Source organism: Amycolatopsis cynarae (assembly GCF_026802195.1).
Taxonomy (GTDB): domain Bacteria; phylum Actinomycetota; class Actinomycetes; order Mycobacteriales; family Pseudonocardiaceae; genus Amycolatopsis_E; species Amycolatopsis_E rhizosphaerae.
Map to the genome: position 1 here is coordinate 2792239 of NZ_CP113836.1, position 12032 is coordinate 2804270.

General features: G+C 68.5%; 14 protein-coding genes. 8 read left to right on the forward strand and 6 right to left on the reverse strand.

Annotated elements, in window-relative coordinates:
- Positions 1-59: 59 nt before the first annotated feature.
- A complete protein-coding gene (locus ORV05_RS13220; protein ID WP_268758783.1) occupies positions 60-224 on the reverse strand; it encodes a winged helix-turn-helix transcriptional regulator in 165 nt (54 codons plus the stop codon).
- A gap of 139 nt (positions 225-363) precedes the next feature.
- On the opposite strand from ORV05_RS13220, the gene ORV05_RS13225 reads away from it, so the two are divergent.
- From ORV05_RS13225 to ORV05_RS13235, 3 genes are read left to right on the forward strand one after another with little or no spacing between them, the layout of a single operon-like run.
- Positions 364-633, forward strand: a complete 270-nt coding sequence (locus ORV05_RS13225) for an MDR/zinc-dependent alcohol dehydrogenase-like family protein (RefSeq protein WP_268758784.1) — start codon at positions 364-366, stop codon at positions 631-633.
- A gap of 33 nt (positions 634-666) precedes the next feature.
- Complete coding sequence (locus ORV05_RS13230) at positions 667-987, forward strand: NIPSNAP family protein (protein ID WP_268758785.1); 321 nt, start codon at positions 667-669, stop codon at positions 985-987.
- 29 nt (positions 988-1016) lie between these two features.
- Positions 1017-1466 carry a GlcG/HbpS family heme-binding protein gene (locus ORV05_RS13235; RefSeq protein ID WP_268758786.1) on the forward strand — a complete coding sequence of 150 codons (450 nt, stop codon included), beginning with the start codon at positions 1017-1019 and terminating at the stop codon, positions 1464-1466.
- Between the two features lie 436 nt (positions 1467-1902).
- On the opposite strand, the gene ORV05_RS13240 is transcribed toward ORV05_RS13235, so the two are convergent.
- Positions 1903-3705 (reverse strand): acyl-CoA dehydrogenase, encoded by a 1803-nt coding sequence (locus ORV05_RS13240; RefSeq protein ID WP_268758787.1) that lies wholly within the window; start codon positions 3703-3705, stop codon positions 1903-1905.
- A 221-nt stretch (positions 3706-3926) separates the two neighbouring features.
- Between ORV05_RS13240 and ORV05_RS13245 the strand changes: the two genes are divergently transcribed.
- Positions 3927-4577 carry a TetR/AcrR family transcriptional regulator gene (locus tag ORV05_RS13245; protein ID WP_268758788.1) on the forward strand — a complete coding sequence of 217 codons (651 nt, stop codon included), beginning with the start codon at positions 3927-3929 and terminating at the stop codon, positions 4575-4577.
- Positions 4578-4774: 197 nt separating this feature from the next.
- Here the strand turns inward: ORV05_RS13245 and ORV05_RS13250 are convergent, their stop codons facing one another.
- Both ORV05_RS13250 and ORV05_RS13255 read right to left on the reverse strand, forming a co-directional pair.
- Entirely contained in the window at positions 4775-5746 is a 972-nt protein-coding gene (locus tag ORV05_RS13250; RefSeq protein ID WP_268758789.1) for an alpha/beta hydrolase fold domain-containing protein, read from the reverse strand.
- An 11-nt stretch (positions 5747-5757) separates the two neighbouring features.
- Complete coding sequence (locus tag ORV05_RS13255; protein WP_268758790.1) at positions 5758-6519, reverse strand: SDR family NAD(P)-dependent oxidoreductase; 762 nt, start codon at positions 6517-6519, stop codon at positions 5758-5760.
- A 118-nt stretch (positions 6520-6637) separates the two neighbouring features.
- Between ORV05_RS13255 and ORV05_RS13260 the strand changes: the two genes are divergently transcribed.
- A complete protein-coding gene (locus ORV05_RS13260; protein WP_268758791.1) occupies positions 6638-7204 on the forward strand; it encodes a TetR/AcrR family transcriptional regulator in 567 nt (188 codons plus the stop codon).
- 320 nt (positions 7205-7524) lie between these two features.
- Here the strand turns inward: ORV05_RS13260 and ORV05_RS13265 are convergent, their stop codons facing one another.
- On the reverse strand, positions 7525-8457 hold the full coding sequence (locus ORV05_RS13265; protein ID WP_268758792.1) for a DMT family transporter: 933 nt from the start codon (positions 8455-8457) through the stop codon (positions 7525-7527).
- A gap of 81 nt (positions 8458-8538) precedes the next feature.
- On the opposite strand from ORV05_RS13265, the gene ORV05_RS13270 reads away from it, so the two are divergent.
- Both ORV05_RS13270 and ORV05_RS13275 read left to right on the forward strand, forming a co-directional pair.
- Complete coding sequence (locus ORV05_RS13270) at positions 8539-9483, forward strand: LysR substrate-binding domain-containing protein (protein ID WP_268758793.1); 945 nt, start codon at positions 8539-8541, stop codon at positions 9481-9483.
- Between the two features lie 2 nt (positions 9484-9485).
- Positions 9486-10025, forward strand: a complete 540-nt coding sequence (locus ORV05_RS13275) for an alpha/beta fold hydrolase (RefSeq protein ID WP_268758794.1) — start codon at positions 9486-9488, stop codon at positions 10023-10025.
- A gap of 261 nt (positions 10026-10286) precedes the next feature.
- Here the strand turns inward: ORV05_RS13275 and ORV05_RS13280 are convergent, their stop codons facing one another.
- Positions 10287-10910, reverse strand: coding sequence for a TetR/AcrR family transcriptional regulator (locus ORV05_RS13280; protein WP_268758795.1), 624 nt, complete (start codon positions 10908-10910; stop codon positions 10287-10289).
- Positions 10911-11002: 92 nt separating this feature from the next.
- Between ORV05_RS13280 and ORV05_RS13285 the strand changes: the two genes are divergently transcribed.
- Positions 11003-11959, forward strand: coding sequence for an NADP-dependent oxidoreductase (locus ORV05_RS13285; RefSeq protein ID WP_268758796.1), 957 nt, complete (start codon positions 11003-11005; stop codon positions 11957-11959).
- The last annotated feature ends 73 nt before the right edge of the window (positions 11960-12032 follow it).

Here is a 12032-nt window from a genome sequence, read left to right on the forward strand (position 1 = left end):
ATGCCCGACACGGCGGTCGCGTTCCGGCGCCGGCCTCTCTTCCTGGTGTCCGCCGGTTTTCAGACGTGTAGTGGCACGGCGGGGTAGACGGTGCGATCGAGGAGGCCGAACTCTTCCAGGCGCCGCAACGTCTGGGTCAGCACTTTCGGGCTGATTCCTTGCAGGTGCCGTTGGAGCTCACCGAAACGCTGGGGGCCGTCTTCGGTCAGGCATACGGTAGTCATGACAAGCCCCTCACCTGGATGCTTCCCGTTGGGAAGTTCTAGCCCTTGCGGGTAACTATATCCCTGGAGATACGTTTCGCGTGTCACGGGGAAGACAGTTCCGGTCTTTCCGGGCAGCTGAATCCAGGGAGAGAAACCAGTGTCCGACACAACGATGCGCGCCGTCCTGCAACACAGCATCGGCGGCCCCGACGTGCTGTCGGTGGAGCAAGTACCGCGCCCCGAACCGCTGCCGACCGAAGTCCGGGTCAAGGTGCACGCGGCCGGTATCAACCCGGTGGACTGGAAGACCCGGGCCGGGGCCGGAATGGCGGGCGTGCTCGGCGAGCCACCGTTCATCCCCCAGGCCCACACCCGCGGCGAATCCAACCACACCCACGGCAAACTCGTCCTCCACGTCGCCTCCTGAACCCCAGCCGCAAGAAGTATCAAGGAGTATCAGATGTTCTACGAAATCCGCCGCTACCAGATCCAGCCGGGGCGCCGCGATGAATGGGTCCGCTACATGGAGGACACCGTCATCCCGTTCCAGGTGGAAAAGGGAATGTCGGTCACGGCGTCGTTCGTGGACGAAGAGGACCCGGACGGCTACGTGTGGATCCGCCGGTTCGAGGACGAACAGGAGCGGACCGCGCTTTATGCCAACGTCTACCAGAGCGACCGCTGGCGGGACGAGTTGGACCCCAAGGTGAAGAGCTTCGTGCTCGCCGACCAGATCAAGGTGACCAGGGTCGTACCCACATCGAAGTCCGCACTGCGATGAGTTCCGCGAAGTTGACCGAGAGAGGGAAAATGTCATTGACCGAGCACACCCCGGCGAAAACGCACAACGCGCCATCGATCAGCCGCGCCGCCGCCGTCGCGCTGATCGAGGCCGTGCGCAAGGAAGCCACCGAGGCCGGCATCGACGTCGCCACGGCGATCACCGACGCCGGTGGTCATCTGGTGGCTTTCGAACGCGCCGACCGGACCCCGTTCCTCGCCGCCGAGGTCGCGGTCGACAAGGCGTGGACCGCGGCATCATTCCGGCTCTCGACGCACACCTGGAACTCCCTCGTCGCCGATCCGCACGTGGCACCGTTGGCCCAGCACCCGCGACTGATGGCGGTGGGCGGCGGATTCCCGCTGTTCGACAACGGCGTGTGCGTGGGAGGTCTGGGCATCTCCGGCGGGACCGCCGAGCAGGATGAGAACGTGGCACGCGCGGCCTTGAAGGCAGAGGGATTCCGCATTCCCGATTGAGGGAACAGCTCGCGGCTGCCGCTCTGTGGAGCGCGGGCTCTGGTGGAGCGGCACGGTGACATTGCTGCCGAGTTTTCGAAGTGGGGCAGCCGAGGTCGACTCCGTGGAAGCGGCGACCTGAGGCGTCGCGCTTGCTGGAGGTGCTCAAGGTGCCCGGCCGGGGTTACGAGGCGGTGGTGGGGGAGCCGCAGTGGGCGTTGAACGGCAACCGTCCGCTCGGCCACGGCGGCGCAGGCCAAGGTCGAGGGGGCTATCTCGGCGGCCGACCTCCCTGCGGCTACCGGCTTGCTGATGTCGGGCCGCATCCGATCGCACTCCACCAGGCCCCGGCGAGCATCGGCGTTCATGTGGGCTCCGGAGGTCTTCCCCGACGAGCAGGAGATCGCCGACCGGCGGTGGGCTGGGTGACGACCAGGGTGCCGGGTGGGTGCCGGTCTCACAGCCAAGCGGGATCGCATTGCACGGTGGTGGGGTCGAGGGTGGCGAGCAGGTCGAGCTGGGGCTGGGTGCGGGGGAGTTCGTATCGGTAGAAGTAGCGCGCGGTGTGTCGCTTGCCCTGCCGTAGGTGGTCTTCGCCGGTGCCGGCCGCCAGGAACTGCTCGAGCCAGATCCAGGCCAGCACGATGTGACCGGTTGCCTCGAGGTAGAGCGAGGCGTTCGCCAGTCTCAGGGTCGCGTCCGGTTCCGTGTTGACCTGCCGGGTGACTTCCATCAGTCGGTGCAGGTGGACGTCCAGTTGGTGGCCGAGGTCGGCCGCTTCACCGTCTGCTGCGGCCGCCTTGTCCACGGTGGACCGGATCAGCGATTCGAGTTCCCGGAGCGCGGCGCCGCCTGCGATCGTGGTCTTGCGGCCGAGCAGGTCGATGCCCTGGATGCCGTGGGTTCCTTCGTGGATCGGGTTGAGGCGGTTGTCGCGGTAGTGCTGCTCGACGTCGTACTCGCGGGTGTAGCCGTAGCCGCCGTGGATCTGGATGGCGAGGTCGTTCGCCTGCAGACACCACTGTGCCGGCCAGCTCTTCGCGATCGGGGTGAGGAGGTCCAGGAGCAGGGTGAGCCGGTCGCGCTCCTCGGCGGTTGCCGCGGTGCGCTGCTCGTCGATCATTTTGCCGCAGAAGAGGATCAGCGCGAGTGAACCCTCTACAGAGGACTTTTGCGCGAGCAGCATCCGGCGCACGTCCGCGTGCTCGGCCAACGGCACCTGCGGCGACTCCGGATCCTTCGCACTCGGTGCCCTGCCCTGAGTCCTGGTGCGGGCGTAGTCGAGTGACTTCAGGTATCCGGTGTACCCCAGTGCGGTCGCGCCCGCCCCTACGCCGACTCGGGCCTCGTTCATCATGCGGAACATGTAGGTGAGCCCTCGGTGCGGCTCGCCGACGAGGTAGCCCACGGCTCCCGCGCGCCCGCCGGGCAGGTGCATTCCCTCGCCGAAGTTCAGGACCGTGTTGGTGGTGCCCCGGTAGCCCATCTTGTGGTTGAGCCCGGCGAGGACGACATCGTTGCGGTCGCCTGCCGTGCCGTTGTCCTCGACCAGGTACTTGGGCACCACGAACAGGGAGATGCCCTTGACCCCGGCCGGGCCGCCAGGGATCTTTGCCAGCACGAGGTGGACGATGTTCTCGCCGAGGTCATGCTCGCCCGCCGAGATCCACATCTTGTTGCCGAAGATCCGGTAGGTCCCGTCCGCCTGCGGTTCCGCCCGCGTGGTGATGTCGGCCAGTGAGGAGCCGGCCTGGGGCTCGGAGAGGCACATCGTGCCGTGGAAACGGCCCTCGAACATCGGGCGCACGAACTTGTCGACCTGTTCCGGCGAGCCGTGCTCGAGCAGGAGCCCGGCATTGGCGATCGTGAGCATCGCGTAGCTCCAGGTCGCGATGTTCGCCGCGGCGAACCAGGCGGCACAGGCGGATTGCACCACCTGGGGCAGTTGGAGACCGCCGACCTCGGCATCGGCGGTGGCCGCCAGGACCCCGGTCTCGGCGAGGGCGTCGAGCGCCACCTTGACCTCGGGGTTGAGCCGGACCCTCCCGTCGACGAGCACGGGTTCGTGCGTGTCGTTCTTCTTGTTGTGCGGTGCGAACAGCTTCTCGGCAAGGTCGGCGCACACGTCGAGGACCGCGTCGAACGTCTCCCGGGAGTGGTCCGCGAAGCGCGGGCGGGAGGTCAGCGCCTGCACGTCGAGCCAGTCGTAGAGCAGGAAGTCGATGTCGTTGCGGGACAGCAGCAAGGATTGCGGGGACATGGGTGCTCCTGGGGATCGAGACGGTGAGGGCCTGGTCAGAGGGGCAGACCGAAGCGGGCCCCGGTCACCACCACGCTGCGTGCGGTGAAGTCGAAGGTGAGGTTCCCGGTCATGAGCACTCCCTGGGGTTACTGACTGATTAGTAAGTATCAGGCCTCCTCGTCCGCGAGCAAGGGGTGGTGGTGAAATGGAGACCCGGAGCACGGCGAGGGACGGGGCGTATGACGATCGAGACCGAGGTGGCGCGAGCCGCGGAGGCCGGCCAGGAGATCCTCCGCGCCCAGGATTCCTGGACCGATCTTCCGCCCACCGCACGCTCGATCGTCCGCTCGGCCCTGGATTCCTTCGCGGACCGCGGCTTCAACGCGACGACTCTTAAACACATCGCCGCGGGAACCGGTCTGAGCACCGCCGCGCTCTACGTCCACTTCGGCTCGAAGGACGAGTTGTTCTTCGAGATCAGCCGACGAGGACACGAAAGCGCGTTCGCGATCGTCGAAGCCGCTTCGATGCTGAGCCCAGCGCAACACGCCTTCCGGACGCTGGTGTACACATTCGCCCGCTGGCATGCCGAGCAGCGGACGACGGCCCGTGTCGTCCAGTACGAACTGCACGCGCTCTCCGGCAAGCACGCGGAGACCGTCGCCGGAATCCGCCGGGCCACCGAGCAGGTGGTTCGTGACGTCATCACCAGGGCGTCCGGGCCGGGCGCGCCGGAGGACCCCGAGTTGCGCGGGGTCAGCGCGGCGATCCTCTCCCTGGGAATCGATGTCGCGCGCTGGTTCGTTCCCGGAGCGCCTTACACCCCGGACGAGATCGGGCGGCTCTATTGCAGACTGGCGACCCGGCTGTTGCGGCCTGACGTGTTCTGAGCCAGGGGGAAGCGGGTGCGTGCGGGATCCGTGCTCTTGGGGCGCGGTGGTCGGCCTCGTCCTGAGTGGAGCACCCGAGTCATGGTGACCCACTCTCGCATGACGAGCGGATTTGGCCGTACCGGAAACGCGGCACGGCCAAATCCACGTCTGTAGACCGAAAAACGCACGTCAACCACCACCGTGGCTTGAACAGCTCAGCCGTGCAGGCGGCGACTGAGGAAGTTGTGCCAGGTCTGCTCGAACGAACGGGCCAGGGCCGACTTGGCCGCGAAGCGGTCCCAGGCGTGGAACGCGCGGGCGTAGAGGTGCAGGTCGACCGGGACGCCGGCGGCGGTCAGCCGTCGGGCGAAGTCGATGCCCTCGTCCCGTAGCAGATCGAGCTGGGCGACGGCGACGAAGGTGTCCGGCAGATCGGTGAGGTCGGTGGCCCGGCCGGGGGCGGAGTACGGGTGCACGTCCTCCGCGCCGAGCCGGTCGCCCAGGACCGCGGCCCAGGCGAGCCGGATGTCTGGGCGGGCGAAGACGACCTCGGCGACGGTCTCGAAACTCGATGGCGTCTCGAGGCGGTCGTCGAGCATCGGGTAAAGCAGGGACAGCGAGCACGGTCGTGGTGCGTGCCGGTCGCGCACCATGAGCGCGGTGGCCGCGGCAGGAGCTCCGCCGCCACTGGCGCCGGCTAGTCCGATCCGATTGGGATCGATCCGATACTCGGCGGCGTGCTCGGCGAGGTGGGTGTAGGCGAGGTAGCCGTCCTCGGCGGCGCCGGGAGCCGGGGTCTCCGGAGCGAGCCGGTAGACCACGGCGGCCAGGGCGCAGTCGAGGTCCAGGGCGAGTGCGGTGTGGTACGCGTCGTCGTCGCGGGCGTTGTCGCCGAGGACCTGGGCGCCGGCGTGGAACCAGACCAGGGCCGGGAGGGTTTGCTCGGCGCCGACCGGGCGGTACAGGACCACTTCGAGTTCGGTCCGGTCGTCCCGGGGGATGCGCAGGGTCTCGATCGTGACCCGGGGGTCCGACGGGGTCGCGGGCAGGTGGGCACGTGCCGCGCGCAGTTGCGCGCGCAGGCCCGGGATGTCGGAGAGTTCGAGCAGGGTGCCGTTCGCGGCCTTGGGCATCGCGGCGAACGCGGCGGCGAGTTCAGGGTCGAGCGCGTCGGTGGTTCCAGGCATTGTAAGTCCTTTCAGAACAGGGAGGGCTGGCCGCTGCCGGCGGTGATGCCGCCGTCGACGGGCAGGATGGTGCCGGTGATGAAACGGGCGTCGTCTGAGGCCAGGAAGCTGACCGCGGCGGCGACATCAGCCGGGGTGCTGAAACCGGGGAGCGCCCGGCGCCGGTTGAAGCGTTCGATCATGTCGGCGTACTTCGTCGCCAGTTCTTCGGGCCCGGTCAGTGACGGGGCGACAGCGTTCACCCGGATGCCGAACTGGCCGAGATCGAAGGCGAGCCCGCGGGTGAAGTTCACGACCGCGCCCTTGGCCGCGTTGTAGGCGGTGAGCCGGCGGTCGCCGCCGAGGCCGGAGGCCGAGGCGATCTGGACGATGCTGCCGCGACTCTCCTTCAAGTACGGCAGCGCCGCCTGCGCGCCAAAGAAGCAACTGTCGACGTCGGTGCCCATGACCAGCCGCCAGTCCGCCAGCGTGGTCTCCGCGAACTCCCTGCCCAAGCCGACACCGGCGTTGGACACCAGGACATCGATGCCGCCGAACCGGGCCACGCCGGCGTCGATCATCGCCTGTACGTCGTCCTGGCTGGTGACGTCGGTGGCGACCGGGAGCGCGCGGTGGGGACCGATCTCCGCCGCGAGGGCCTCCAGCCGGTCCTTGCGCCGCGCGGCGAGGACGAGGTTGGCCCCTTCGGCGGCGAACCGCCGGGCGATGCCGTCGCCGATGCCGGAACTGGCGCCGGTGACCACGACCGTCTTGCCGGTGAAACGCTGTTCCATGATGGCCTTCTTTGTGTCAGTATCTGACACTCATTTGTGTCATAAACTGACAGTACGACAAGTCAGTGGCTGACGCAAAGCGGTGTCAGTTGCTGACACTTGTGATAGGGTCAAGGCCGTGCCACGAAACCGGGACGAAGTGCGGCTGCGGCTGCAGGAGGCCGCGCTTGAGCTGTATCTGGAGCGTGGCTACGACAAGACCACGACCGGGGACATCGCCGCCCGCGCCGGCGTCACCGAACGGACCTTCTTCCGTCACTTCGCCGACAAGCGTGAGGTCTTCTTCGACGGCGAGGCCGAGCTGCGCGAGCTGCTGACCGGCGCGGTCGCGGCGGTGCCGGCCGGTACCAAGCCGCTGCCCACGCTGCGGGCCGCGTTCCACGAGACCGTGCCGCTGATCGAACGCAACCTCCCGGTCACGCAGCGGCGGGCGCCGGTCATCGTCGCCACGCCGGCTCTGAAGGAGCGGGCGCTGGCCAAGAGCGCAGCACTGGTCGCCGCGCTCACCGACGCTCTGCGGGCCCGGGGCGTCGCCGAGCCGCTCGCGGCCCTGTGTGCCCAGGTGGGCATGGACACCTACTCGATCGCCATCCGCCGGTGGGGCGCCGATCGTAGCGAAGACCTGCGCACCCACCTCGACCGCGCCTTCACCGATCTGCGGCTCGCCGCGAACGCCTTGAAGTGACCGGCGAAGAGATCAGTTCTGTATGAGCGGCGTCTCGGCGCTGACGGTGATCCCTAAAACAGATCATCAAGGTGCGTGATCGGCAATGAGCAACCTCCGGCTACAGCCAGGGGTCTGGGCCTGCTCTCGGACACTGACGAGTTGCTTAAGCAGGGGCTATTCGTCCCCGATCCGGCGCACCACGACCTCGTTGCGGGCTAACGCGAACGGCGTCGGGTACCACGAGACCTGTCGTTCGGAGACTAGGCACCGCGGATCTTCGAGCAGCGGTTATCGGAGACCAGTGGCAGGTTTCTGGCGTATTCCCTTGTGGAGATGGTTCACCGGTTCGCGGCCGGCTCGAGCTTTGCCGGTGGCCGCGCGGTCAGTCGACGAGTAGCCACGGCGACGCCTGTCAGGCACAGCAAACCGCCGACCAGCGCGAGCGGCGCGGGAATTTCACCGAGCAGCACCCAGGACAGCAGCACGACGAGCGCGGGGACCGCGTAGGTGGCCGCGGCGAGCCGGCCGACGGTCGTTCGGGATAGGGCGTATCCCCACGTCAGGAACGCCACCGCGGTCGGGAAGACCCCGAGGTAGGCGGTTCCGGCGATCGCCGGTCCGGTCGCGGTGGCAAGTTCGGTGATCAGCGACGGCAGAAACGGCAGCAGTGCGACTGTCCCGGCAACGGTGCCGAGCCAGGTGACGGTCAGCGCGTCGACTCTGGCCAGCAGCCGCTTCTGCGCGACGGCAGCACTGGCGTAGAGCAGCGCGGCAAGCAGGCCGAGCAGCACACCGGAAAGGTCCGCGCCGCCGCCGGCCGCGGTGGTCGTCGCAATGAGCACGACGCCGGCGAACGCGATCGCCATCCCGGCCAGCAACCTGGCTGGGAAGCCCTCTCCGAGCAGCAGCCCGGCCAGCACGGCGACCACCACTGGCGCCACGTTCACCAACATCGCGGCGGTGCCGGCGTCGAGATGCCTCTCGGCGGCGTTGAGCGACAGGTTGTAGAGCCCGAACCAGGCCACACCCCACAGCGCGATCGCTCCGAGTATTCGGCCCCGTGGCAACGGCGCCGTGGCGGGGCCGCGCCGGGCCCGCGCGACCAGCACAATCACGGTCAGGGTCAGCGACCCGACCAGCATCCTGCCCAGTGCCAGCGGGCCGGGCGACAGGTCGTGTCCGACGGCCCGGATACCGATGAACGCCGAAGCCCAGAGAACGACGGTCGTCGATGCGGCCGCTAGCGGCAGGAGCTGCCGGGAGATCGTCATGATGCCAGGCTGCGCCACACAATCGTTCAGCACCAGCGATTTTTACTACTGCACGATTCAGTCAAGCTGTATGGTCTTCTGGTGCTCGACGTTCACCGCCTGCGTGTCTTCCGCTCGGTCGTCGCCAGTCAATCGGTGCAGGCGGCCGCGGCGAACCTGGGCTATACCCCGTCCGCGGTGAGCCAGCACATCACCGCGCTGCAACGCGAGACCGGGCTGGTGCTGTTCGAGCGGGCCGGCCGCGGGCTGCGCGCGACCGCGGCCGGGCTGGTGCTGGCCGAGCAGGCCGACGGAATCCTGAACCGGCTCGGTGAGGCCGAGGTCGTCGTCGCGGACTTGCGGGCTGGGCGGACCGGGTCGCTGTCACTGTCCTACTTCGCCTCGGCTGGCGGCGCATGGCTGCCCCGGGTCGTCCGCCGGCTCACTGGCGAGTTCCCCAGGGTCCGGCTGGACCTCGCGCTGCGCGAATGGCTGCCCGACGACCCGGCTGAGCGGTCCGACCTGCAAATCGCCGTTGAACGCCCGGACTACGAGGCCTGGCCCGGGTTCACTGCGCACCACTTACTCGACGACCCCTACGTTGCGGTGCTCCCGGAGAACCATCCGCTGGCCGCGCGGGACGAGATCGAACTGGCCGAGCTCAGCTCCGAACGGTGGGTGGACAACGACTTCGCCCGCGGCTGGTGCCGGCGCAACCTGCTCGAGGCGTGCACAGCGGCGGGATTCCGGCCGCCGTTCCACGTCGAGGCGCACGACTACCCGACCGCGCTCGCGTTTGTCGCCGCGGGGATCGGGATCACCGTGCTGCCGCAGCTCGGGACCACCCACCTCCCCGCCGGGACACGCGTTGTGCCCCTCGTCCGGCCGGTGCCGGTGCGGTCGATCCTGGCCGTGGTGCGCGACGCCGTCGCGCACACGCCGCCCGCCCTCGCCGCGCTGGAGGAAATGCGGGCGATCGCCAGTGGAAACACATCCGGCGAAGGTCCGGACAACCACGCATTCACCGTCGGGCGCCCGAGACGCTAGCGTTGAAGTACGAAGAGCACCTGCACGGTGTCGCTCTGCTTGACGCCGGCATTCCCGGAATCACCCTCCCAGACGCCATCCCCGCGGATCCCGACCGGGCCTGGAAGACCTGGCACTTCGCGTTCCACCTGGTGCCCGATCTTCCCGAGAAACTGCTCGCTGGTCGCGAGCGTGACTACGTCGACTGGTTCCTGAAGGTCAAAGCGCTGTCCCCGAACACGTTCGACAGTGCCGAGATCGACCATTACGCCGCCGCTGTCGCGGCCGAGGGTGGTCTCCGGGCGTCTCTCGCCTACTACCGCGATGCCGCGGAATCGGCGCGTACGAATCATGACGCTCTTGGACGACAGCACTTGACCGTCCCGGTCCTGGGAATCTCCAGTTCCCATGGCTCGATCCCCGACATGGCCGCTTCAATCCGCCCCTGGGCAGACAACGCGACAGGCGTTGTCATCCCTCATGCCGGACACTTCATTCCTGAAGAGCAGCCCGACGCAGTTGTAAACGCGCTGACCGTGTTCATCGATCACGGCCGTTGGTGACCGTCGAAGTCGGTGGGCCTGTGCCTGCACCGGGTGGTTCTGCACGCACCTTCCCTCGCGGGGAGATCGGCTCGGCGAGCGAGTGCGCGAAATGAGCCAGTGCGTGGTGGAAACGCGGATCCCGCCGCCCGCGACTCGGCGGCCAGCGATTCCTCGCATTCCGCGGACAACGTGTGCCGACGGTACCGGATCCGATCTTCGCCGGCCTTCGGCGAGGAGGAACAACCGGCCGCAGGCGCGGCCGAACGCGCGGAACGCGAACTACTTCGTCGTCCATCGCTCCGGAGATGTGCGCGCCGATGCGGGCGCGGAATTCGAAGCGGGTCGGAGGCCGTCCATGAGGAGGTTCAGCAGGCGGCCGGCCTTGGCTTCCTGCTCGGGCCGGGGGGCCACGGTGAAGATGCCGATGAGGGAGGCGGCGATGTCTTCGGCGGTGACGTCGGAGCGGAGGTCGCCCGCCGCGCGGCCGGCGTCGAGAATCGTGGTGATGGCCGCCAGTAGCTCTTTCCGGGTCTGTGCATGGGCGATCTCGCCCGACTCGATCATCGCGAGCAGCGTGTCGAGCATGCCGTTCTTGGTCGCGATCCAGTCCCCGAACAAGTCCATCCAGCGCCGCATCGCCGCGGCCGGGGGCAGCCCGCCGAGCAGTTCACGGGCGCCGGTCGTCAGCCGCACGACCTGGTCCCGGTAGACCGCATCGACCAGCGACTCGCGGGTCGGGAAGTGCCGGTAGAGCGTGGCGATGCCGACCCCGGCCTCGCGGGCGATGGCCCGCATCGACGGCTCGGCGTCAGCCGACACGAACATGCGAGTCGCCACCGCGAGCAACTGGTCGCGGTTACGGGTTGCGTCCGCCCGTGGCGCGCGCATCTCCACTTCAGTCAAAACGGATCACGCTCCGGTTGTGTTAGGGTCGTCCCTGTAAACGGAGCATAGTCCGTTTCGCCGCGTTCCCTCAGCCAAGGAGACAGGCGTACATGCAGCAACAGAGCGATCACCCGTCGACGGGCCGGAGCAGGTCGGTCCGGCTCGATTCGTTCGGCGGCCCCGAAAACCTGGACCTCCGTGAGATTCCCGCTCCGCAAGCAGGCCCGGGACAGGTCCGTGTACGGGTCACCGCGGCCGGTCTGAACCCGATGGACTGGATCATGACCGCCGACGCGGACACCGCTGCCCGGTTCGGCTTGAGCCTCCCGGCCGGGTTCGGGACCGACTACGCGGGAGTGGTCGACCAGGTCGGTGCCGGGGTGTCCGGCTTCGCCCCTGGCGACCGGGTGTTCGGAGGCGCCCTGTCCCGCGCGGTCGCCGACTTCGTGGTGATCGACGCGGCCGGGGGGATCGCGGCGAACGAGGCCCATCACACCCCCGACGGCGTCGACGACCGCACCGCCGCCACCCTCGCGATCGCCGGCCGCACGGCATCCGCCGCCCTCGCCGTGGTCGCCCCCGGCCCGGACGACACGGTGCTGATCGGCGGCGCGGCGGGCGGGGTCGGGGTGTTCGCTGTTCAGCTGGCCGGGATCGCGGGAGCGCGCGTGATCGGGACGGGATCGGCGGGATCGGCCGATTTCCTGCGCGATCTCGGAGCCGAGCCGGTCGTCTACGGCGACGGCCTGGCCGACCGGGTCCGAGCCCTCGCTCCCGGTGGTGTGACCGCCGCCATCGACCTGCACGGGACGGAGACAGTGCACACCGCACGGGAACTCGGCGTCCCGGACGGCCGCATCTGCACCATCGCCGCGCAAGTTGACGGAGTGTCGGCGGCCAATGGCGCGAACGCCGCTGTCGGCGCCCTGGACGAGATCGCCCGCCTGGTCGCGGCGGGCCGGCTTCGGGTGCCTATCGCGGCAAGTTTCCCGGTCGAGCAGATCCGCCGCGCGGCCGAGCTCCAGGCCGGCCGGCACGTGCACGGCAAGGTCGTCATCGACCTCTAGAGCAAGGCCGTCGCGACGAGGAAGGCGATGTCGCCGGCACCGATCTGGCGGGGACGGCCTCTCCCCAACCGAG

Coding starts and splice junctions, on each gene's coding strand:
- ORV05_RS13220 (WP_268758783.1), bottom strand. CDS start 224: ATGACTACCGTATGCCTGACCGAAGACGGCCCCCAGCGTTTCGGTGAG.
- ORV05_RS13230 (WP_268758785.1), top strand. CDS start 667: ATGTTCTACGAAATCCGCCGCTACCAGATCCAGCCGGGGCGCCGCGAT.
- ORV05_RS13235 (WP_268758786.1), top strand. CDS start 1,017: ATGTCATTGACCGAGCACACCCCGGCGAAAACGCACAACGCGCCATCG.
- ORV05_RS13240 (WP_268758787.1), bottom strand. CDS start 3,705: ATGTCCCCGCAATCCTTGCTGCTGTCCCGCAACGACATCGACTTCCTG.
- ORV05_RS13245 (WP_268758788.1), top strand. CDS start 3,927: ATGACGATCGAGACCGAGGTGGCGCGAGCCGCGGAGGCCGGCCAGGAG.
- ORV05_RS13250 (WP_268758789.1), bottom strand. CDS start 5,746: ATGCCTGGAACCACCGACGCGCTCGACCCTGAACTCGCCGCCGCGTTC.
- ORV05_RS13255 (WP_268758790.1), bottom strand. CDS start 6,519: ATGGAACAGCGTTTCACCGGCAAGACGGTCGTGGTCACCGGCGCCAGT.
- ORV05_RS13265 (WP_268758792.1), bottom strand. CDS start 8,457: ATGACGATCTCCCGGCAGCTCCTGCCGCTAGCGGCCGCATCGACGACC.
- ORV05_RS13285 (WP_268758796.1), top strand. CDS start 11,003: ATGCAGCAACAGAGCGATCACCCGTCGACGGGCCGGAGCAGGTCGGTC.